18 protein-coding genes and 1 tRNA gene are annotated in these 20,409 nt (G+C 69.9%); 12 read left to right on the top strand and 7 right to left on the bottom strand.

Annotated features, from left to right (window positions below; genetic code table 11):
- Nucleotides 1-8: 8 nt before the first annotated feature.
- Both ACZ4XD_RS13180 and ACZ4XD_RS13175 read left to right on the top strand, forming a co-directional pair.
- A complete protein-coding gene (locus tag ACZ4XD_RS13180; protein ID WP_468041419.1) occupies nt 9-1,385 on the top strand; it encodes an AAA family ATPase in 1,377 nt (458 codons plus the stop codon).
- A 44-nt stretch (nt 1,386-1,429) separates the two neighbouring features.
- Nucleotides 1,430-2,128, top strand: a complete 699-nt coding sequence (locus ACZ4XD_RS13175; RefSeq protein ID WP_468041418.1) for an HNH endonuclease family protein — start codon at nt 1,430-1,432, stop codon at nt 2,126-2,128.
- Nucleotides 2,129-2,924: 796 nt separating this feature from the next.
- Here the strand turns inward: ACZ4XD_RS13175 and ACZ4XD_RS13170 are convergent.
- Nucleotides 2,925-3,692, bottom strand: coding sequence for an IclR family transcriptional regulator (locus tag ACZ4XD_RS13170; protein WP_468041417.1), 768 nt, complete (start codon nt 3,690-3,692; stop codon nt 2,925-2,927).
- 278 nt (nt 3,693-3,970) lie between these two features.
- Here ACZ4XD_RS13170 and ACZ4XD_RS13165 point away from each other — a divergent pair, with 278 nt between their 5' ends.
- On the top strand, nt 3,971-4,492 hold the full coding sequence (locus ACZ4XD_RS13165; RefSeq protein WP_468041416.1) for a hypothetical protein: 522 nt from the start codon (nt 3,971-3,973) through the stop codon (nt 4,490-4,492).
- 210 nt (nt 4,493-4,702) lie between these two features.
- On the opposite strand, the gene ACZ4XD_RS13160 is transcribed toward ACZ4XD_RS13165, so the two are convergent.
- Nucleotides 4,703-5,023, bottom strand: a complete 321-nt coding sequence (locus ACZ4XD_RS13160; RefSeq protein ID WP_380839208.1) for a helix-turn-helix domain-containing protein — start codon at nt 5,021-5,023, stop codon at nt 4,703-4,705.
- Between the two features lie 21 nt (nt 5,024-5,044).
- On the opposite strand from ACZ4XD_RS13160, the gene ACZ4XD_RS13155 reads away from it, so the two are divergent.
- Nucleotides 5,045-6,046 (top strand): hypothetical protein, encoded by a 1,002-nt coding sequence (locus ACZ4XD_RS13155; RefSeq protein WP_468041415.1) that lies wholly within the window; start codon nt 5,045-5,047, stop codon nt 6,044-6,046.
- A complete protein-coding gene (locus ACZ4XD_RS13150) occupies nt 6,043-7,941 on the top strand; it encodes a hypothetical protein (protein WP_468041414.1) in 1,899 nt (632 codons plus the stop codon). The genes ACZ4XD_RS13155 and ACZ4XD_RS13150 overlap by 4 nt, the downstream gene beginning before the upstream one ends.
- A 242-nt stretch (nt 7,942-8,183) precedes the next feature.
- On the opposite strand, the gene ACZ4XD_RS13145 is transcribed toward ACZ4XD_RS13150, so the two are convergent.
- Nucleotides 8,184-8,271 (bottom strand) — tRNA-Leu (locus ACZ4XD_RS13145).
- 316 nt (nt 8,272-8,587) lie between these two features.
- Here ACZ4XD_RS13145 and ACZ4XD_RS13140 point away from each other — a divergent pair.
- The 3 genes from ACZ4XD_RS13140 to ACZ4XD_RS13130 all read left to right on the top strand — a co-directional run bounded on the left by ACZ4XD_RS13140 (nt 8,588) and on the right by ACZ4XD_RS13130 (nt 11,272).
- Nucleotides 8,588-9,913: a M20/M25/M40 family metallo-hydrolase gene (locus ACZ4XD_RS13140; protein WP_468041413.1), complete on the top strand. Its 1,326-nt coding sequence runs from the start codon at nt 8,588-8,590 to the stop codon at nt 9,911-9,913.
- 141 nt (nt 9,914-10,054) lie between these two features.
- On the top strand, nt 10,055-10,288 hold the full coding sequence (locus ACZ4XD_RS13135) for a chaplin (protein ID WP_468041412.1): 234 nt from the start codon (nt 10,055-10,057) through the stop codon (nt 10,286-10,288).
- A 171-nt stretch (nt 10,289-10,459) separates the two neighbouring features.
- On the top strand, nt 10,460-11,272 hold the full coding sequence (locus ACZ4XD_RS13130) for a chaplin (protein ID WP_468041411.1): 813 nt from the start codon (nt 10,460-10,462) through the stop codon (nt 11,270-11,272).
- A gap of 108 nt (nt 11,273-11,380) precedes the next feature.
- Here the strand turns inward: ACZ4XD_RS13130 and ACZ4XD_RS13125 are convergent, their stop codons facing one another.
- On the bottom strand, nt 11,381-11,569 hold the full coding sequence (locus ACZ4XD_RS13125; protein WP_030416245.1) for a DUF5703 family protein: 189 nt from the start codon (nt 11,567-11,569) through the stop codon (nt 11,381-11,383).
- Between the two features lie 47 nt (nt 11,570-11,616).
- On the opposite strand from ACZ4XD_RS13125, the gene ACZ4XD_RS13120 reads away from it, so the two are divergent.
- Complete coding sequence (locus ACZ4XD_RS13120; RefSeq protein ID WP_468041410.1) at nt 11,617-12,291, top strand: hypothetical protein; 675 nt, start codon at nt 11,617-11,619, stop codon at nt 12,289-12,291.
- A 142-nt stretch (nt 12,292-12,433) separates the two neighbouring features.
- Here the strand turns inward: ACZ4XD_RS13120 and ACZ4XD_RS13115 are convergent, their stop codons facing one another.
- Both ACZ4XD_RS13115 and ACZ4XD_RS13110 read right to left on the bottom strand, forming a co-directional pair.
- Nucleotides 12,434-15,217 (bottom strand): helix-hairpin-helix domain-containing protein, encoded by a 2,784-nt coding sequence (locus ACZ4XD_RS13115; protein ID WP_468041409.1) that lies wholly within the window; start codon nt 15,215-15,217, stop codon nt 12,434-12,436.
- The gene (locus ACZ4XD_RS13110) at nt 15,214-16,197 is read right to left on the bottom strand and encodes an aldo/keto reductase (RefSeq protein ID WP_468041408.1); all 984 of its coding nucleotides are present in this window, start codon (nt 16,195-16,197) and stop codon (nt 15,214-15,216) included. The genes ACZ4XD_RS13115 and ACZ4XD_RS13110 overlap by 4 nt, the downstream gene beginning before the upstream one ends.
- Before the next feature lie 127 nt (nt 16,198-16,324).
- Here ACZ4XD_RS13110 and ACZ4XD_RS13105 point away from each other — a divergent pair, with 127 nt between their 5' ends.
- Both ACZ4XD_RS13105 and ACZ4XD_RS13100 read left to right on the top strand, forming a co-directional pair.
- Nucleotides 16,325-17,380 carry an LLM class F420-dependent oxidoreductase gene (locus ACZ4XD_RS13105; RefSeq protein ID WP_468041407.1) on the top strand — a complete coding sequence of 352 codons (1,056 nt, stop codon included), beginning with the start codon at nt 16,325-16,327 and terminating at the stop codon, nt 17,378-17,380.
- Nucleotides 17,381-17,650: 270 nt separating this feature from the next.
- Nucleotides 17,651-18,439: a ferritin-like domain-containing protein gene (locus ACZ4XD_RS13100; RefSeq protein WP_468041406.1), complete on the top strand. Its 789-nt coding sequence runs from the start codon at nt 17,651-17,653 to the stop codon at nt 18,437-18,439.
- 33 nt (nt 18,440-18,472) lie between these two features.
- On the opposite strand, the gene corA is transcribed toward ACZ4XD_RS13100, so the two are convergent.
- Nucleotides 18,473-19,459, bottom strand: coding sequence for a magnesium/cobalt transporter CorA (gene corA, locus ACZ4XD_RS13095; protein ID WP_468041405.1), 987 nt, complete (start codon nt 19,457-19,459; stop codon nt 18,473-18,475).
- A 137-nt stretch (nt 19,460-19,596) separates the two neighbouring features.
- On the opposite strand from corA, the gene ACZ4XD_RS13090 reads away from it, so the two are divergent.
- A complete protein-coding gene (locus tag ACZ4XD_RS13090) occupies nt 19,597-20,295 on the top strand; it encodes a histidine phosphatase family protein (RefSeq protein ID WP_042157581.1) in 699 nt (232 codons plus the stop codon).
- Nucleotides 20,296-20,409: the final 114 nt, after the last annotated feature.

Raw genomic sequence — 20,409 nt, 5'->3', positions numbered from 1 at the left:
GACGAGATATGTACCTGAAGAACCTTCGCCTGCGGAACATCAGGTCGTTCCACGGTGCACGCAGCGTCGACCTGGACCTGACCAGGCCCGACGGCTCCTACGCCGGCTGGACGGTCCTGGCGGGCCGCAACGGCTCGGGGAAGACGACCCTGTTGCGCGCGGTCGCCCTGACGATCAGCGGACCGGCCGTGGCCCGGAGTCTCGTCCCCGGGTTCGACACCTGGGTCTCGCGGGACGAGACGGTGGCCAAGGCCGAGGTGTGTCTAGTCCATGACCCGGAGCAGGACCAGTTCACTTCGGGGCGGCGTCCGGTCCGACCCATCTGGGCAGGACTCCGCTGGACAGCGGCGGAGCAGACGTCACTCTCCGGCAAGCCGGGTTCCAGCCGGGCCGGACAGCCGTCGCTGAACGCCATCGGCTACCAGAAGGAACGCCCCGTCGCCCAGCGCGGCCCTTGGGCGGACAACCCGGTGGGATGGTTCTGCGCAGGGTACGGGCCCTTCCGCAGGCTCGCCGGGGGTTCGAGCGACATCCAGCGGCTGATGTCCAGCTCAGGTGCGGTCGCCCGGCTGACGAGCCTCTTCCACGAGGACGCGTCGCTGGCGGAAGGCGTGAGCTGGCTCATCGAGCAGCACCTGCGCGCATTCGAGGACAAGGACGGCGCCCGGGACCTCAAAGCGGCAGCCCTGGCTGTCCTGGGCGACGACCTGCTGCCCGACGACTACCGGATCGATAACGTCGACTCCGAGGGGTTGTGGGTGGTCAACCGGAACCACCGTTTCCCGCTGAGGGAGATGAGCGACGGTTACCGCACGGTGGCGGCCCTCGTCGTGGACATCCTCAAGCAGATCCACGACGCTTACGGCCAACTCGTCCTCGAAACGACGGACGGCACACCGAACGTTCCGAGTCCCGGCGTCGTCATCATCGACGAGATCGACGCCCATCTGCACGTCTCCTGGCAGAAGCGCATCGGTGGCTGGCTGAAGGCGCACTTCCCGAACATCCAGTTCATCGTCACCACGCACAGCCCCTACGTCTGCCAGGCCGCGGACCCAGGAGGCCTGATCCGGCTACCGGGACCGGACGAGGAGAGCCCTGTGGAGGTTGTGCCCGAGCACCTCTACGACCGCATCATCTTCGGCAGCGGTGACGACGCCGTACTCTCGGACCTGTTCGGGCTCGACACCCCCTACTCCGACCAGGCCGAACAGAAGCGGGAGGAACTCCTCGCCCTCGAACTGGACGTGGTTCGGGGCCGGGCCAGCGAAGAGGAAAAGGCCCAGTACCGTCACCTGAAGCGCAAGTTGGCCAGTTCCCCGGCTACTCGCGTCGACGAAATCGCAGCCCGGCTTCACTCCCGCCGCCCACGGCACGATTCATGATCCGAGTAACGAGGGTGCCACTCCCACAGACGGCACTGACTTCAATGGCCGGCTACACCGGCGACGTCGGACAGGCCGCTGTTCCCAAGCAGCGAGCCAAGCAGTTATGGAAGCACACGACCGTCCGGAGGCACATACATCCGGTACTGAAAAGCGCCCTCGCCGAGATGGCACCAGGACTGGAACGCTGCATGTACTGCGGGGACAACCAGGGCACGGACATCGACCACTTCGAGCCCGTCCACGTCAATCCCTTACGGACCTTCGACTGGAACAACCACCTTCTGGCGTGTTCCCTGTGCAACAGCCACCTCAAGCGTGATCTCTTCCCTCTCGCCGGCGACGGTACACCCCTGCTCATCGACCCGAGCGCTGAGGATCCTGCTCCGCACCTGCACCTCTCGCTCGCCGCCGGCGAATACCTCGATCTCACCGACAGGGGCACTGCGACGATCAAGGTATTCGGTCTCAACCGGAAAATCCTCGTCCGGGGACGGCTCAACGCTTACCGGATCACCCCGCTTCTGTTGAACGAGTGGCGTACTGCCTTCGAGAAGGACGACCTGGAGGAGGCGGCAGCCTGTGCGGCAACGATCTGGGAGCAGCCCACCGCCGACGTTGTTCATGCGATGTTCCACCAAGCGGTCGTCCCGGGCGCCGAGGATATCTTCACGGACGAATCCGACACCCTCGCTCTGTTACGCGACCCGGTGATCCGTACGGGACTGGTGGGCGCCTGCTAGGTCAACACCCTGCGCAAGCACGTTCTCGCCGGTGGCTTCCCTCCCAGAGAAGAAGTGGGAGGACATCGCCGTGAAGCTGACCTCGGCGATCGGTGACATCACCGAAGTGGCCGGCTGCGCAATACTCGGGCAACGGTCCCTGACGTATCCGTGCGGCTTGCTGCTGCCCAGACCAAGATCAGATTCGCCGCATCAAGCTCCGAGATGAAACCTGCGTTTCTCTAGGACACGAGTGGCCGGTTAAGCGGCCGCATGTCAGGATCAGACTGTGCCTGCTTTCCTGGACGCCACAGAGAGTTCGAGGTGCCCTGCCGTGCCGCCTCCCAGGATGCGGCGCGTGGTGTTCGTCGCGGTGCTGAGCTCGGACGGGCGGCTTGCGCTGGTGGCAGAGAACCTGCCCGGCGCTCTTCCCCAATGGGTGCTTCCTTCAGGATCCGCCCGAGCCGCAGAACCCTACCGTGAGGCGGCAGCGCGCGTTCTCCGCGACGCGGTCGGCGCGATGCCGGTGCGAGGGGGCACCGTTGAAGGATGCTGTTGGGCTCAGGTGCCTGTGCCCATAGGCCGGAGCCGTCGAGAGGCACATGTGTTCATCTTTCGTCTCGCTGCGGCTGGTGCTCCGCCCGAGCATCTGCCCTGGAGGGGAGTGACACGCTGGGCAGGGCCTGAGCAGTGGCAGGAGTTGTGCACACGGTGCGATCTGCCAGATGTGGATGTGATGTTGACGGGATACCTGGAGGGGTGGATCCCGGACGGGCGGATCACGTTGGGGCCTTGAGTCCCGCCTCGGCGCCCGCCGTCACTCTGCCCTGGCGATCGTAGTGGCGGTCTCCTGCAGGGCTGCGGCAACCGCTGGCATGTCCTGCTCACGCAGACGCACGGCGGGTGCGTACACGGAGATCGCGGCGAGCGGTTCCCCGATGCGGTTGCGGATGGCCACGCCGACGCCGTGCAGGTCGTGTGCGCTCTCCTCGAGGTCTGCCGCCCATCCCCGGGCCCTGACTTCCTCCAACTCCACCTCAAGCAGCGGCCACTCAGTGATGCTTCCTGCCGCCGTGGCAGGGAGCGCGGCCGGGAGTGTCGCGCGTACATCTGCCGGGTCGCGCAGTGCGAGCAAAGCCTTGCCCGCCGCTGTGACGTGGGCGGGGAGCTCCTGTCCGAGCGGAACGCTGACGCGCAGGACATGCCGGGCCTCGACTCCGTCGAGTAGTCGGACGACGGCCGCATCCAGGGAGTACAGGCACACCGTCTCCTGCAGCTCCTCGGAGAGCTCCTCCAGGGGTCTGCGCGCCTGTCGTCGGACGTCCAGCTGGGCGATCGCAGCCAGTCCCATGCGTACGAGCTGCGGCCCCGCCGAGTATCCGTGCTGGCCGGGATCGTGACGCAGGAAACCCGTGCGCTGCAGGGTGACCAGGATGCGGTGTGCAGTGGAACGTGAGATACCGAGCTCCCGGGCGGTTTCTGTAACACCGATTTCCCCCCGGTCATACGCCAGGACGAGAACATCCAGGGCCTTCGTCACCGACGCCAAGGCCTCTGTCGCCGACAGATGCTTGCCATCCACCATGAGGGAACCGTAACGCTCAAACGTTCCCGGACACCGGGAGCTTCGACAGAATCCACACGTCAGGATTCTGTGATGGCACGTCTCACAGTTCCGGTGCGGCATCGCACGAACCCGGCGAGCCAACTCTGCGCCAAGACAGGTCGATTCCCGCGATAACCCCGACCGGACTTGCCGTGCTTGAGCGCACTGTTGACCATTTGATAGCGCCTCACAGGAACTGCGTGCGTGCCACAGTGTGCCGTCCCTACACTGGCAGCGACCTTCCTTAGGAGTTCGCTATGGCGGGATACCGGACCAGCGCACCTGCGTCAGACAAGGGTGTCTACATCGGCCAGGCCCGGCATGCCGTGAAGGAGCTGATCACTTCACTGCGCGGCGAGTTGGCGACATTGGAAGCTGTGTACGCGATGATGTGCCAGGGCGCCGAATCCACCGATGTCCGCGAAGAGCCGCCGGACACTGGCGAGGACGCGGAAACCGCCCAGCCTTCCCGGGAGGGTCCGTCTGATGTTTCTGCCGCCGACGAGGATCCTTCGTCCGAAGATGCGCGCCCGGGGATTGGCACTCGGACCCTGGGGCCACCGCGTAACGGAAGCATGCGCGATGCGATCCTCACACTCCTGTGCGCTGCTCAAAAGGCAATGTCCATCACCGATATCGCGGCGGCGGTGCGCCCGGGAGCGGACGCGACGGTCCGCTCATCCGTAGGAAAAACCCTCAATCGCATGAAGCAACTTGGCGAGGTGGAAAACGTAGCACCGGGAATGTTCCGGGCTGTGCTGTCATCCCGGGCCGCTTGATCCACTCGAGAACGACCCTAACCCAACAAGCAGGCCTCCCTCGATTAGCGGTCGAGGGAGGCCGCCAAACACGCGAACGGACGCTTCTCCTAGCAGGGTTCCGGTCCGTCGCGCACGTTCACTCTAGCGCTCCCACGGGTGGCGCTATAGGGCGTCTGCGCCATTCCGCACTTGAGCGTGCACGACTGACCTCAAAGAGGCAATTGGGGATCAGTCATGAGCACATTGGGTCGTATTCGATCCGGGCCAGAGCGCCAGGCCCAGGGCACGCTCCAGTCGGCAGACCGTCAGCACATCCGGCCAGGTGGCGCCCGCCAGCAGATCCCCGATGGTCTGCCTGCCGACGTGGCTCTGGGCGGCCAGGGCACGCAGCGAGAGCTCCGGCCTCTCACGCAGGGCCGCGGCGAGGCGGCGGGCAATCGTCTGGACCACCGCCGCGGCGGGCTCCCCGGCGATCCGGGCGTCCGGCCACTCCTCCGGATCGACGGCGTAGCTCCATGGCGGCGCCGTGCGCGCTCGGCCTCCGGTCATAAAGATGCGCTCCTTCAGATCGTGATCGACACTGACACCAGTGGCCGGTTAACCGGCCGCTTGTCATGGGCCTTGTGCCTGGAGGTCGCTGTGTCGAATCGCCTGCTGGCCTACGCACCGAAGGCGGAGACGGTGCCGCCCGCCCAGTGGCGCCGCATCGCTCCGGTCGTCCGCTCGCTGGGATTCATGGCCGTCGCAGCGGGTCCCTACGGCCCAGACGTGGTCATGACGCCGCTCGCACGGCTGGTCGCCTGGGTCGAGGCCCAGGGCCTCCCGCTCGAACCCTCGGTGATCCTTGACCAGAGCACCGTCGAACGCTTCATCCTCGTCGGCTGCCGCGACATGGCCGCCAACAGCCGCCGAACCTGCAGCAGCCAGCTGCGCCGGGCCTCCGAAGCACTCCTGCTGGACCAGCTCGGACAGCATCCGCCGATCCGGCTGAAGGCCACCGCCGCCCCAGTGGCCCCCTACCCGCCAGCAGAAATCGCCTACTGGCTGATCTGGGCGCAGAGCCTGCCCACCCCCGCCCAGCGGCGCAACGCCTGCCTGCTGTTCTGTCTCGGCGTCGGTTGCGGGCTCGCCGTTGAGGATCTTGTGTACGTTCAGGGGCGGGATATCCTCGCGGGCCCCACCGGGAGGGCACTGGTCAAGGTGCACGGGCGCCGTCCGCGCACTGTCGTATGCCGGTACGCCTACGAGGAACTGCTGCTGGCGGAAGCCGCCCACATCCCGGCAGACACGTACGCCTTCCGGCCGGACTGGCAGGACCGCACCAGCAAGCACATCGCATCGGACTGGCTGGCCAGGTACCCGCGGATCATCGGCCGTTGTGACGGTGCAGTGCTGCAGAACCAGCGGCTGCGTACGACCTGGCTCGTCGATCTGCTGAATGCAGGTATTCCGCTGAAGGTGATCCTCAAAGCGTCCGGACTCGGGACCCTGCACAGCCTCTCGCGCTACCTCGTCTTCCTTCATGACGTGCCCGAAGCGGATGCATCCGATCTGTTGCGGGGGGCAGCATGAGCAGGAAGAACCCGGAGGGCAAACCTTGCCGGCGTACCGGCCTCGCTTTACGCCCTGCACCGCAGGCCCCCGGCCGTACCCTCAGCGACCGCGTTGTGAGGCAGGTCTTCGACCTCGTGCGCCACAGCGGAGTACTGGAACGCCTTCCCTCCAACGAGCACCGGCCAGGCCCGAAGGGCTTCTCGTTCCGCACAGTGCTGATCGGCCTGATCTTGTCGCAGTACATGGGCAAGAGCGCGAACATCAACGACGCATGGGAGACGCTCTTCTTCGCCTTGTCTCCAGGGTCCAAAGCCCTCCTTGACGTCCCCGACGTCGACCTGCACATCCGCGAGGGCGCAACCCGAGAAGAAATCGACCGCATCGCGCACCACCAGTACGCGACGTCGAAGCGCGTCTACCGGTCCTGGTCCTCGATGACCCGGCGCCTCGACCCTGCACCGCACGACCGCCGCAAGCGGCTGTCTCTCAGCGAGGCCAAGAAGATCCGTCGGAAGTGGAATGCCCGCGACAACCAGGACACCGTGCGCAACCTGGAGGCCATCGCCCAGGATCTGATTCTCGCTCCGGTGATGGCTTCCTACCGGCGCGGCGACTTCGCTCGGTGGCCTGGTCACATCGTGGTCGACGACACTCCGGTTCCGGTCTGGGGCAAAGAGCCGGACTACCGTCAGGACCGGGCCTCGCTTGAGATCACCGCCGGGATGTACGTGAAGGGAGGAACGCAGAAGAAGTCGCCCAGCGGCAAAGCTGCGGCCTCCACGAACACTGGCACCCGGCGCGGCACGGCAAACAAGCCAGTGCCTCGCAAGAGTAAGTCGGGGCAGGAGAAGAAAGCCAAGGCATCGGAGAAGAGAGAGTTCCGCTACGCCATGATGGCCGCGTTCCCGGGCCATGGCCATGGCGACCTCGCCGGCGCCTACCCCGCGGTCTGCCTCGGCATGATCCTTCGCACCCCGGGTACCGAACCCGGCCCGGCCGCCCTGCGCGCCATCCAGCCGGCCTTCGAACGAGGCCTGGTCAAAGACCTGTTCTGCGCCGACCGGGGCATCACCCAGGCCAAACCTCACAACCTGCATCTGCAGCTGCTCAAGCTCGGCCTCAACGCGGTGAAGCACTACAACGACGACAAGGTCGACCGGCAGGGAGAGTTCCGCGGCATGCAGCTGGTCGGTGGCGAGTTCTACTGCCCGCTGATGCCCACCCCGCTCACCACTGCGGGCGCCACATACCTCGACAGCCGCACGGATGAGGACCGTGCCCACGCACTCAACCTGATCCAGTCCCGGAAGGACTACCAGACCAAGATCAAGGAGTACGGGCCCGCAGGGGACCAGCGTCGACAGTGCCCCGCCCTCGGGTCCCACGCCACGGTCACCTGCTACCGCCGGCCCCAGCCACGCCCGTCCACCGTCGTCGACCTCGACGCCCCCACTGTCCGTGCCCCGGCAGCCCTGCCCACCATCCCCAGGCCCAAGCGGGACGCCCCCGTCTACCCAGACATCTGCAGGGGGAAGAGCGTCACCGTCCCGGGCACTGTGTTGGCCAAGTGGCGACAGAAATACCCCCTGTTCACCCCTCTGTGGCAGGAAGCCTGGTCCGGACTGCGCAGTCAGAATGAGGGCGGCAACGGCAACCTCAAGAAGTCCGCCCTCGACAGCATCGACAATCCGCAGCTCCGCCTGCCGCACGGACGCGTCGCACAGACCCTGCTCAATGCCATCATCATCTTCGTGGCGAACCTCAGAGCCATCCGACGGTTCCTCCGCGATCAGGGCATCCAGCCCCGCAAGGCCAGCACACAGAGCGCCGGAACCCAACCCGGTGAGCCCTCCGACCCGCCCCAGGCGCGACCGATTCCGACCGAGCAGGTCGAGGCTCCGCCACGCGAGTGACACACCTCCGCCGCGCTCCGCCCCCTGAAAACCCCACATGCCTGCGCCACGGCTACCAGCCGTCGCGCAGGCATGTCCTGTTTCCGCAGGTGAGAGGCGCAGTACCTGGACCGCCACCGCGTCGCCTCCTCATCGAGCCGATCACGAGGCTCGAGGCCCCAGAAACGACGAATTACCGGTGAGTCACATGACTCGACCGGTAATTCGTGAACGCTTCGGGACGATCTCGTGAACGTCCCAGCTGGTGTCCGAGGGGGGACTTGAACCCCCACGCCCGATAAAGGGCACTAGCACCTCAAGCTAGCGCGTCTGCCATTCCGCCACCCGGACAAGGTGTCTGTCGTTGCGGCCCCGGGCCGTTCCGACGTGGAAAACAATAGCAAACATTCGAGGGTGGTCGATCACCCGCACAGGTGGCCGGATGCGGGCCTGTGACCAGGGCATGTCGGGAGTATTGCGGCCTTGGGCCCAGCGGGCGACGGGTGGAGGATGGCAGTGGACCCGCCGCGGGCCGCGCTCCTCAGGGCGCGCGATGCGGCCGTGAAGCCAGAGGAGGCACTGTGAGGGAGCTCAGCGAGCTGCGCGAGCGATCCATGGAGAGGTGCGCGCCGCGCGAGTGCGGGGCCGGGCGAAGCGAGGTTTCGGCATGAGTGAGTCGCAGCCGCCGCGCACGGTCACCGGTGAGGACGAGGTGGTCGACCTGTGCCGGGACCTGATCAGGATGGACACCAGCAACTACGGCGACCACTCGGGCCCGGGTGAGCGGGCCGCCGCCGAGTACGTCGCGGAGAAGCTCGCCGAGGTCGGCCTGGAGCCGCAGATCTTCGAGTCCCACAAGGGCCGCGCCTCGACCGTCGCCCGGATCGAGGGCGAGGACCGCTCGCGGCCCGGACTGCTGATCCACGGCCACACCGACGTCGTTCCGGCCAACGCCGACGACTGGACCCACCACCCCTTCTCCGGCGAGATCGCCGACGGCTGCGTCTGGGGCCGTGGCGCGGTCGACATGAAGGACATGGACGCGATGACGCTGGCCGTCGTCCGGGACCGCCTGCGCACCGGCCGCAAGCCCCCGCGCGACATCGTGCTGGCGTTCCTCGCGGACGAGGAAGCGGGCGGCACCTACGGCGCGCGCTACCTCGTCGACCACCACCCGCACCTCTTCGAGGGCGTCACGGAGGCGATCAGCGAGGTCGGCGGCTTCTCCTTCACCGTCAACGAGCAGGTGCGGCTGTACCTCATCGAGACGGCCCAGAAGGGCATGCACTGGATGAAGCTGACCGTGGACGGCAGCGCCGGACACGGCTCGATGATCCACAAGGACAACGCCATCACCGAACTGTCCGAAGCCGTCGGACGGTTGGGCCGGCACGAGTTCCCGGTGCGGGTGACGAAGACCCTGCGGTCCTTCCTCGACCAGCTCGGCGACGCGCTGGGCACCGAGCTCGACCCGGAGGACATGGATGCCACGCTGGCGAAGCTCGGCGGCATCGCCAAGCTGATCGGCGCCTCGCTCAAGAACACCGCCAACCCCACGCAGCTGGGCGCCGGTTACAAGGTCAATGTCATCCCGGGACAGGCCACCGCGCATGTCGACGGCCGGTTCCTGCCGGGCTACGAGGAGGAGTTCCTGGCCGACGTGGACCGGCTCCTGGGCCCGCGCGTCAGGCGTGAGGACGTGCACGCGGACAAGGCGCTGGAGACCACCTTCGACGGTGCGCTGGTGCAGGCGATGCAGTCGGCGCTCCAGGCCGAGGACCCGATCGCGCGCGCGGTCCCGTACATGCTCTCCGCGGGGACGGACGCCAAGTCCTTCGACGATCTCGGGATCCGCGGGTTCGGCTTCGCCCCGCTGAAGCTGCCGCCGGAGCTGGACTTCGCGGGGATGTTCCACGGTGTGGACGAGCGAGTGCCGGTGGACGGGCTGAAGTTCGGGGTGCGGGTGCTCGACCGGTTCATCGAACAGAGCTGAATTCGGCGCGATTTTCCTGCCTTTCGCGCCGGCTTCGCCGAAAAGAGTGAACGCACCGATGTGTTCGTAGCTTCAACGGCTTTTCCTCGTTGCAGTCAGTGCGGTCCGCGGCTGGGATCGTATTGCCTACAAGGAGGACTAATGATCAAGAAGGTCGTCGCAGCTGCGGCAGTCGCCGGTGGTGTCGTCATCGCCGGTGCCGGCCTGGCCGTTGCCGACTCGGGTGCCCAGGGTGCCGCCCTGCACTCTCCGGGTGCGGTGTCCGGCAACACCATTCAGGTGCCGGTCCAGGTCCCGGTGAACGTCTGCAACAACACGATCTCCGTGGTCGGGCTGTTGAACTCCGACTTCGGCGCCGGCTGCGTCAACAAGTGACCTTCTGACGTCCTTTGGCGTTGTATTTACACCCGTAAGGGGCTGACTCGGGTCTTCGGAGGCGTGCCAACGCAATCCGGAGTCGCTGAGTATTTCGGCGGGCGGGGCGGTCTTTTCCGAAGACCGCCACTCGTCCCTATTCCTGTAAGGCACTAGGCAGGGGAACAACCTATGAGACAGGTCGCACGAAAGGGCCTGATCACCGCGGCCGCCGCCAGTGGCGTACTCGCCATGGCCGCCGGCTACGCACAGGCCGACGCGGGAGCCGCCGGAGGGGCGGCGAATTCGCCGGGCGTGGGATCCGGCAACAACGTTCAGGTACCGGTCCATGTGCCGGTGAACGCCTGCGGCAACACCGTCAATGTGGTCGCGCTGCTGAACCCCGCGTTCGGCAACCGCTGCGCCAACGACGGTGGTGGCAGGCACCACGGTGGGAACCACGGTGGCAACCACCAGGGCGGGCACACGGGGGCCGGCGCCGCCGGTACCACCGCGAACTCGCCGGGTGTCGTGTCGGGCAACAATGTCCAGGCTCCGGTCGACGTACCGGTCAACGCCTGTGGCAACCATGTCTCGGGAGGCGGGCTGCTGAACCCCGCCTTCGGCAACCACTGCGCCAACGGGTCCTCGGCGACCCCGGACAGGCCGCACCACCCCGGTAAGCCGCACGAGCCCGGCAAGCCCCATCACCCGGGCAAGCCGCATGAGCCGGGTAAGCCGCACGAGCCGGGTAAGCCGCACCACCCGAGCACGCCGCACCACCCCGGCAAGCCCCACCAGCCGGGTAACCCGAGCCAGCAGACCCCGCACAAGCCGGGGAAGCCGCAGACCGGGGGGCACAGCCAGCAGGCGACGCCCGCCAAGCCCGTCGGGCACCTCGCCCAGACCGGTGCGGGGTCGATCGGCTACGCGGTTCCGGCCAGCGCCGGAATGCTGCTCGGTGGCGTCCTGCTCTACCGCAAGACGCGCGCCGCCCGCCGGTGACCAGCAGCAGCTAGCCCACCGGCAGCTCACCGAGCGGGCCCCGTCTCGACGGGGCCCGCTCTGCTGTGTTCAGCCCCCGGTGGCGCTGTGTTCAGCCTCCGGCGACGCTCACCACGTCGCGCGGAGCTGGCGGATGATCCGGCGGCGCAGCCGTACCTTACGGCTCCCGTCGGGGTTCAGACGCAGTCGGTCCAACTCCCAGTGTCCGTACTCGGCATGGTCCGTCAGCAGGCGTGTGGTGGCCTTCCGGGAGACTCCCCGGGGCACATACACATCGCAGAATTCGTATTCCGGCATCGCATCTATTGTGCGGGACCGGCCCCGGTACGGATAGCGTCTGCACTATGTCTGATGCTGCGCAGCCTTCCGCCGCCGAGGTACGTGCCGCCGCCGAGGCGGTCAAAGCCGCACTGGACCGTCACCTCGACGCGGTCGAACGCCGCTCGGGGCAGGACGATCCGGCCGTGTACGCCGCGTTCGACGAGCTCGCCGCGGCGGCCGAGGTCTATGACGAGCTGCTCTACGACACCTACGACGAGGTCACCCCCTTCGAGATCCCCGGAAACGAGGCGCTGCCCGCATACGCGGGCCCGGAAGAGCCGAGCGCGCTGAGCGTGCTGATCCGCCGGGACTACACCGTCGCCGCACCGCAGCGACTGCTGCATCAGGCACAGCGCATCGCCGATCTTGATCCGGACGCCGCCGACGAGGCGGCCGGCCCTGCCGCCGATGCCGCCGCGGTCGTCGGCACCAGCGTGCATGCGGCGCTCGGTGTGCTCTTCGGGGAGTTCGAACCGGACGAGATCGCCTCCCGGCACAAGGAGTTCGGCCTGGAGGAGGGGGACTCCACGCTGTGGGTGGCGGCCGCCGACGACCCGGCCGAGCCGGGGGAGTGGCTGTCCGCCCCGTTCGACCAGGCGGACCCCCAGCGGGTGGTGTGCCGCTTCGACGTCAGCGCCGTCTTCGACGAGGAACTGGGCGAAGACGACCTGGTGGAGCCGCTCGACAGCGAACGGTGAGGGAGGCGCCGGGCGGCCCCGTGCCGCACCGGCGCCGCCCGCTGGTCCGTAGACGCCGCTGCCCCGGCCCGTCCGCTTCTTCTGCGACGGGCCGGGGCAGCGGCGTACAGGGGCTGAGTGGCGGGCGCCGAAGCCCCCGGGCTCAGTCGGCTGCCGTCGGCTCCTCGCCGCTCTGCACGCTCTGCTGGAGCAGGCTGCGCAGCCGGGTCGTGCGTTCCTTCACGGGCACCTCGACGACCGCGCGGGCCAGCGCCTGGTCCGCGCCCTGGACGACCGACAGATGCCGCTCACCGCGGCTGAAGGCGGTGTAGACCCAGGCGCGGGTCAGCCCCCCGGTCGCGTCCCCGGGCAGCACGACCACCGCGGCGGGCCAGCGCGCGCCGGCCGCCTGATGGGCGGTGAGTGCCCAGCCGTGCCGTACGGCCCCCGTGCCGACCTGCTCGCGCGGCACCACGACCGCGGAGCCGTCGCAGTCGAGATGCAGTCCGGCCGCGTCCGCGCCGGTGATCGTGCCGGGCACCGTACGGCCGGGGGCCGGGGCGTAGGCCACGCGGTCGCCGGGGTCGAAGCCGCCGAACCGGCCGGGGCCGGGGTTGAGCCGCTCCTTGAGGGCGGCGTTGAGCGCGCGGGTGCCGGCCGCGCCGCCGTGGCCGACCGTGATGACCTGGGTGTGGTCCGCGGGGACACCGAACGCCCGGGGCACGGAGTCGGCGACCAACTGGACCGTGCGGTGCACCGCCTCGCCGGCATCCCGCACCGGGACGATCACCACCTCCTTGCCGGGCGCCTCGACCTGGCTCAGCTCGCCGATGCCGATGCCCGACACCAGCTCGCCGATCGGGCCGAAGTCCGGGGTACGGGAGGCGATCTGCGGACAGAAACGGGCCGCGAGCAGATCGGCGAACAGCCGGCCGGGACCGGCGGACCACAGCACGCCCGGATCGCCGCTGAGCACCAGCCGGGTCCCGTCGGTCAGCGACTCGACGAGCAGCGCGGCGGCCTCCAGATCCAGCTGCGGGGCGTCCAGCACGACCAGCAGATCGAGCGCGAGGGCGCCGTCGGCGTCCCGTCCCGGGCCCTCTCGGCCGGACAGCAGGCCGGAGACGGTCACCGCGGCCGTGGCGGGGTCCGGGGAGCCGGTGGCCGGGGCGTCGGGCGCGCTCCCGGTCAGGTGCGCGGCCAGGCGGCGGCGGCCGTTCTCGGTGTGGGTGGCGCCGAAGGCCCGCAGGCCCAGCGAGCGGGCCGCGGCGATCAGCGCGGCCGGCTCGGCACGGGCCGCCTCCGCGCCGGTGTGGGCCACCAGGCCGCTGTGCGCGGTGGCACGGATGAGCTCGGCGGCCGACGGCGAGGGCGCGGCAGCCGCCACGGCCTCCCAGGCGGCGGCGGCGGAGGGCCGGGCGGGGCGGGGCGCCGTGTCGTGGTCGGTGGGGGTGTCGGTGGGAATGTCGGTGGCGGGGGCCGTGGCGGGGGCGCTCTCTCTGGGCGTGTCCCCGTCGGTGATCTGTGCTTCTCCGTCGGCCGTGGTCTCGGCGGCCGCGGGCCCTTCGGACGTGGCGCCGTCGGCCTCCGCCGGCTCCGTCTCCTGGGTCGGCTCCGCCACCGCTGCGAAGGTGTTGAGCAGCCGGGCCAGACCGTCGGCGACGCTCTCCTCGGCCATCGCGAACCGGTCCAGGCCGAGCAGGATCCGGACCGGCTGCTCCTCCTCGTCGTCGTCACCCGTGGCCGGACGTGGCCGGCCGCCCGGCTCGTCGATCGCGTCCTGGAAGACCAGCACCGCTCCGTCCGTGATGGCCGCCTGCAGGGCGTCATCAGGGTCGGGCACCGAGCGCTGGGCGAGGGCCGCGCGCAGGGCGGCGGCCTCCAGGGCGGAGTGGCCCGCCAGCGCGGCCTGTTCCAGCAGCCAGCCGACCAACGCCTGGGCGCGCCGTTCGTCGCCCGGCCCACAGGCGGGGCCGAGCAGCGCCCGCGCGAACCCGTCGGCCTGCTCGGGGCGGACCCCGGGCACCTGGAGCAGCAGCCAGGGGTCCTCGCTCAGCGCCTCGGCGGCCCGCTCACCCAGGACCTCCGCGGTCTGCTCGGCCAGCGTCTCGGGGGCACCGCCCGCCGCGAGCACCTGCCGCACGCCCTCGACCCCGGGGAGGGCCCGCACCGCGGGCCGGGCGGGGGCGGGGCCGCCGGCCGCCGGTGCGGCGGCGGCCGGGCCGGTGGCACCGCTCTGCGGCCCGCCCGGACCGGCCGGTCCGCCGTTCTCCTGCTCCTGAGCGGTGCGCTGCCGGGTCACCTCCGGGCCCGGGCCCGTGGGTCCGCCCTGCTGCCCGCCCTGCGGTGCGGCCTTGGCCGGCTGGGCGGCGGGTGCGGCCGGCCTGGCGGGGCGGGGGGCGTCATTGAAGAACGAAGCGGCCGAGCGCTCGCCACTCTCCACGGCTCGCACGGCCGCCGCCAGCGCGTCGGCGGTTGCTTTGGCCGAGCCGGAAGGCGGAGTTCCCTTTGTCGCACCGGGGGCCGCAGCCTCGGCTCCGGACGCCGGGGCGGCGGTCTCCGCGCCGGAAGACGGCGTGCCGATTCCTGGGCCGGAGGCAGGGCTTCCGTTTGCTGCCGCACCGGGGTCCGCGGTCTCGCCCTCGGATACGGGCGCGCCGGTCTCCGCCCCGGATGCCGGAGCGGCGGACTCCGCCGCAGGAGACGGCGTTCCGGCCTCCGCGCCGGCCGCCGCAACACCGGCCTCCGCCCCGGAAGCCGCTGCCTCCGCTCCGGCCGCCTCGGCGCCCTCCTCGTGCCCCGTCGCCTCCTCGCCGGGCGCCGCCGCACTTTCCGGCGCCGCCGCGGCTCCCGGCCCCGCCGCCTCATCGGGCGTCCGGGCCTCCGCGGTGCCGGGTGCGGCCTCCTGCCCGGGCGGGGTTTCGCCGGCGAGGCGGTCGGTGCTCACAGCGTGCTCCAGTCGTGATCGGGGTAGTGGTGCACCGGCGCCGAAACATCGTCCAGCGCCTGGCGGATCTCGTCAGGAAGACTAAGGGTCTCCACTGACAATGCGGCTCTGAGCTGCTGCGCTGTGCGGGCGCCCAGGATCGGCGCGGTCACGCCGGGGCGGTCGCGGATCCAGGAGAGCGCGACCTGGAGCGGGGTGACGGCCAGTCCGTCAGCGGCGGTGGTGACCGCTTCGACGACCCGGCTCGCGGTCTCGTCGAGATAGGGCGCGACGAACGCCGCCAGATGCTCCGAGGCACCACGGGAGTCCGCCGGTGTCCCATGGCGGTACTTGCCCGTCAGCACCCCCCGGCCGAGCGGCGACGACGGCAGCAGGCCGATGCCGAGGTCGAGGGCCGCGGGCAGCACCTCCCGCTCGACGCCGCGCTGAAGGAGGGAGTACTCCATCTGGGCGCTCGCGAGACGGTGGCGTACACCGGGCGCCGCGAGCTGCCAGGTGCCGGCCCGGGCGAGCTGCCAGCCGGAGAAGTTCGCCAGCCCCACATAGCGCGCCCGGCCGCTGGCGACGGCGAGGTCGAGGGCCTGGAGCGTCTCCTCCAGCGGGGTGTGCGGATCGAAGGCGTGCAACTGCCACAGGTCGACGTAGTCCGTCCCCAGCCGCTCCAGGGAGGCGTCCAGGGCGGCGAGAAGATGGCGCCGGGAGCCGTCGACCCGGCGGTCCGCCGCCAGGACGCTGCCCGCCTTGGTGGCGATCACCAGATCCTCGCGCGGAACGAGCTCTTCCGTCAGCCGGCCGAGGAGGTATTCGGCGCCGCCGTCGGCGTAGATGTCGGCGGTGTCCACGAGGCTTCCGCCGGCCTCCCAGAACGCCTTGAGCTGGTCGGCGGCTTCCTGCTCGTCCGTGTCACGCGCCCAGTTCAGGGTGCCGAGCCCCAGGCGGGTCACGCGCAGGCCCGTACGGCCGAGGTGCCTTTGCTCCATGGGCCTTGAGATTACTGGGCGGAAGCCGGCATCAGGGGACCTGTGGACAACCCGCCGATGACAGCCGGCGCGGCCGGCGGCTACAGTCCCCGGAACAGCGACGTTACTGATGGGTAAGGGGAGCGGCATGAGGCTTGGCATCAACCTCGGCTACTGGGGCGCCGGGATGGACTCCGACAATCTCGCGGTGGCGCAGGAGGCCGATCGCCTCGGCTACTCCGTCTGCTGGGCGGCGGAGGCCTACGGCTCCGACGCCGCCACCGTGCTCTCCTGGGTCGCGGCGCAGACCGAGCGGATCGACATCGGTTCGGCGATCTTCCAGATCCCGGCGCGTACGCCCGCGATGACCGCGATGACGGCTGCGACCCTGGACTCCCTCTCCGGGGGCCGGTTCCGCCTGGGCCTCGGCGTCTCGGGGCCGCAGGTCTCCGAGGGCTGGTACGGCGTCAAGTTCGACAAGCCGCTGGCCCGCACCCGCGAGTACGTGGACATCGTCCGTAAGGCGATGTCGCGCGAGCGGCTGTCCTACGAGGGCGAGCACTGGACGCTGCCGCTGCCGGGCGGTCCGGGCAAGCCGCTGAAGCTCACGGTGCACCCGCAGCGCGAGTACATCCCGCTCTACATCGCCGCGATCGGCCCCAAGAACCTCCAGCAGACCGGTGAGATCGCCGATGGCGCGCTGCTGATCTTCCCCTCGGCCGACCACCTGGAGGAGACCGCGGTCGCGCACCTCCGGGCCGGCCGCGAGAAGGCGGGCAAGACGCTGGACGGCTTCGACGTCTGCCCGACGCTGCCGCTGGCCGTCGGCGCGGACAAGGACGTCAGCGCGCTGGCCGACATGTTCCGCCCGTACACCGCGCTCTACGTCGGCGGCATGGGCAGCCCAAAGCAGAACTTCTACAACCAGCTCGCTCAGCGCATGGGCTACGGGAAGGAAGCCGCCGCGATCCAGGAGAAGTACCTGTCCGGCGACAAGGAAGGCGCCGCCGCCGCGATCCCGGAGCGGCTGATCGACCAGACCACGCTGCTCGGCTCCGTCGAGCGGATCGCCGACCGGATGCAGGCCTACGCGGCGGCCGGCGTGACCACTCTGACGCTCGCCCCGGCGGGCTTCTCCCTGGAGGACCGGCTGGCGTCGCTGCGGGCCGGTACCGAGGCCCTGGAGCGCGCCGGGCTGGCGTAACCCCCACCGGGGCGCCGGGCCCCTCGGCCCCGCACCCGGCCCGGCGCCCGGAGCGCCGGGCCGGCGAGGCCCCGCGGCCGTGGTGGGGGCTCGGGGGTCTTCCCCACCACGGCCGTCAGCAGCACAACGCGGCCACGGGCACGCTGGTTACGCCCGCGACGGGGACACCTCTCGCCCGAACGGCCGAACGGGCCGCCGCTCCGGTTGCCGCCCATGGAGCACCCCCATTGACTCTTCCTTTACGGGTGTGTCCGTTCGGAGGTGGCAAAGATGCTCTCGGCCCGAAGCCTGTTCCAGGAGATCGTCGACAACGACGACTCCTTCCGTTTGTTCTGTTCCATCGCGGCCAGCGGCGAGGCGCAGGGCGGCTGGGAGAACGGCCGGATCGCCGCGCTGCTCCCCGCGTCCCTGCGGGAGCTGGCGCCCAAGGTCACCCGGCACGGCGCCGACGAGGACAAGCACGGCCGGATCTTCCAGGCCCTGATGCGCCGGCGCGGACTGACACCGACCGACGTCCCCGTGGAGACCGACTACACCGCACTGCTGGAGCGGCGGGGCATCGGCCTGACGCACGACAAGCTGCGCCGCGACCAGCCGCTCACCGAGCGCGACATCGTCGTCTACCTCTCCCACAGCCGGGTCACCGAACAGCGCGCCGCCGACCAGATGGTGATGCTCACCAAGCACTTCGGCGACCACCCCGAGCTGGGCAAAGCGGTCCGGATGATCTCCGGCGACGAGACCAACCACCTCGCGTACTGCCATGAGGAGCTGCTGCGGCTGGCCCGCGCCGGGCACGGCCGCGTCATCCAGCGGACCCTGCGGGAGTGCGCCCATGCCGAGATCGTCGTCTACCGGGAGGTCAGCCTGGCGGTGATGGCCCACATGGGCCGCATCCTGGAGTGGCCGGCGGCGAAGTCCGCCGCGCTCGCCGCCGGGATCCGGGCGGTGTACGGCTATGAGCGGCTGGCCGGCTGGCGGCGGATGGTCAGCCTCCGGATGCCCGAGCGGCGGAACGCGCTGGGCGGACCGGCCACCTCCGCACCGGAATTCGCCTGAACGGACCGGCCCCACGGCCCGCGGAACCCGCCGTCAGAGCCAGCCGCGGCGCTTGAACAGCCGGTACAGCGACACCTCGATGATGATCATCACTCCCAGGATCACCGGGTACCCCAGATCCCACTTCAGCTCCGGCATGGTGTCGAAGTTCATGCCGTAGACACCCGCGATCAGGGTGGGGACGGCCGCCAGCGCCGCCCAGGCCGAGATCTTGCGCATGTCGTCGTTCTGCCGTACGCCCATCTGTGCGAGGTGGGCGGAGAGAATGTCCGACAACAGCCGGTCCAGGCCCTCCACCGACTCGTTGGCGCGGGTGAGATGGTCGTCGACATCGCGGAAGAACGGCCGGGCGTGCGCGTGCACGAACGGCACCCCGGGGTTCTGGAGCCGGGTCATCGGCTCCGCCAACGGGCCGGTCGCCCGGCGGAATTCGAGCACCTCGCGCTTGAACGCATAGATCTCGGCGGCGGTGTTCCGGGTGTCCCGGCCGCGCACCGGAGCGAATACCTCCGCCTCCAACTCCTCCAGATCCAGCTGGAGTTCGGCGGCCACATCGATGTAGTGGTCCACCACCGCGTCACTGACCGCGTACAGCACCGCCCCCGGGCCGTGCCGCAGGATCTCCGGGTGCTCCTCCAGCCGGTGCCGCACCGCCGCCAGCGGGCTGGCCTCACCGTGCCGGACGGTGACGACGAAGGCGTCGCCCACGAACACCATCAGCTCGGACGCGGTCACCGTGTCCGCCTGGTCGTCGTAGGTGACCGGTTTCAGCACCATGAACAGCGAGTCGTCGTAGACCTCCAGCTTGGGGCGCTGATGCGCCTTGAGCGCGTCCTCGACGGCCAGCGGGTGCAGCGCGAATTCCGACCGGACGCGCGCGAACTCCTCCTCCGTCGGCTCGTACATCCCCAGCCACAGGAAGGAGTGCCCCTCGGCCCGCGCCTCTTCCAGGGCGTGCGAGAAGTCGGTCGTGCACTCGGTGCGACGGCCCTCCCGGTAGATGGCGCTGTCGACGATCACACCGGCATTCTCGCGCGTTGCCCGGCCGCCTGCCAGGAAGGCACCCGGCCACTTGCCGGGCAGCCGCCCGTCCACTCGCCGGGAAGCCCGCCCGACCACCTGCCGGGAAGGCGTACGGGGAACGTAGGGTGGCGGTCATGCCCACGCTGATCCTGGTGCGGCACGGCCGCTCCACCGCCAATACCGCCGGGGTGCTCGCCGGGCGGGCGCCCGGAGTCGCGCTCGACGAGCGCGGCGCGGCCCAGTCCGCCGAGCTGCCCGCACGGCTGGCGCAGGTGCCGCTGACCGCCGTCGTCTCCAGCCCGCTCCAGCGCTGCCGGGAGACCCTGGCGCCGCTGCTGGACGCCCGGCCGTGGCTCACGCTGCACCTCGACGACCGGATCAGCGAATGCGACTACGGCGAGTGGTCGGGCCGGAAACTCGCCGAACTGAGCGACGAGCCGCTGATGGAGATCGTCCAGCAGCACCCCTCCGCGGCCGCCTTCCCCGGCGGAGAGTCGATGCGCGCGATGCAGGCCCGCGCGGTGGACGCGGTACGGGACTGGAACGCCCGGATCGAGGAGGCGCACGGCCCCGAGGCGACCTACGCCATGTGCTCGCACGGCGACATCATCAAATCCCTGGTCGCCGACGCCCTGGGCATGCACCTCGACCTCTTTCAGCGGATTTCCGTCGAGCCCTGTTCGGTCACCGCGATCCGCTACACCCGGCTGCGCCCCTACCTCGTCCGGCTCGGGGACACCGGTGACTTCGGATCGCTCGCGCCCCGGGAGGAAGGCGGCGCCCCGGCGGCCGAGCGGGACGCGGCAGTCGGCGGTGGTGCGGGAGCAGCGTGATCAGTCGGCGCAGTAGGGTGGTGCGACGGCGCTGCCCGCCACGCCCCTGCGATCCGCGCAGTGACCGCAGGACGTGCAGCGACCGCAGTGACCCCGCAGTCGAGCAATCGGAGC

Source organism: Streptomyces sp. NPDC029466 (genome assembly GCF_055574515.1).
The sequence above is the reverse complement of the archived record's forward strand: the minus strand, read 5'-3'. Positions and strand labels throughout refer to the sequence as shown.

Excerpts from the sequence above, each read along its gene's own strand:
- ACZ4XD_RS13180 (WP_468041419.1), top strand. The coding sequence starts at position 9 with ATGTACCTGAAGAACCTTCGCCTGCGGAACATCAGGTCGTTCCACGGT.
- ACZ4XD_RS13175 (WP_468041418.1), top strand. The coding sequence starts at position 1,430 with ATGGCCGGCTACACCGGCGACGTCGGACAGGCCGCTGTTCCCAAGCAG.
- ACZ4XD_RS13170 (WP_468041417.1), bottom strand. The coding sequence starts at position 3,692 with ATGGTGGATGGCAAGCATCTGTCGGCGACAGAGGCCTTGGCGTCGGTG.
- ACZ4XD_RS13165 (WP_468041416.1), top strand. The coding sequence starts at position 3,971 with ATGGCGGGATACCGGACCAGCGCACCTGCGTCAGACAAGGGTGTCTAC.
- ACZ4XD_RS13160 (WP_380839208.1), bottom strand. The coding sequence starts at position 5,023 with ATGACCGGAGGCCGAGCGCGCACGGCGCCGCCATGGAGCTACGCCGTC.
- ACZ4XD_RS13150 (WP_468041414.1), top strand. The coding sequence starts at position 6,043 with ATGAGCAGGAAGAACCCGGAGGGCAAACCTTGCCGGCGTACCGGCCTC.
- ACZ4XD_RS13140 (WP_468041413.1), top strand. The coding sequence starts at position 8,588 with ATGAGTGAGTCGCAGCCGCCGCGCACGGTCACCGGTGAGGACGAGGTG.
- ACZ4XD_RS13135 (WP_468041412.1), top strand. The coding sequence starts at position 10,055 with ATGATCAAGAAGGTCGTCGCAGCTGCGGCAGTCGCCGGTGGTGTCGTC.
- ACZ4XD_RS13130 (WP_468041411.1), top strand. The coding sequence starts at position 10,460 with ATGAGACAGGTCGCACGAAAGGGCCTGATCACCGCGGCCGCCGCCAGT.
- ACZ4XD_RS13125 (WP_030416245.1), bottom strand. The coding sequence starts at position 11,569 with ATGCCGGAATACGAATTCTGCGATGTGTATGTGCCCCGGGGAGTCTCC.
- ACZ4XD_RS13120 (WP_468041410.1), top strand. The coding sequence starts at position 11,617 with ATGTCTGATGCTGCGCAGCCTTCCGCCGCCGAGGTACGTGCCGCCGCC.
- ACZ4XD_RS13110 (WP_468041408.1), bottom strand. The coding sequence starts at position 16,197 with ATGGAGCAAAGGCACCTCGGCCGTACGGGCCTGCGCGTGACCCGCCTG.
- ACZ4XD_RS13105 (WP_468041407.1), top strand. The coding sequence starts at position 16,325 with ATGAGGCTTGGCATCAACCTCGGCTACTGGGGCGCCGGGATGGACTCC.
- ACZ4XD_RS13100 (WP_468041406.1), top strand. The coding sequence starts at position 17,651 with ATGCTCTCGGCCCGAAGCCTGTTCCAGGAGATCGTCGACAACGACGAC.
- ACZ4XD_RS13090 (WP_042157581.1), top strand. The coding sequence starts at position 19,597 with ATGCCCACGCTGATCCTGGTGCGGCACGGCCGCTCCACCGCCAATACC.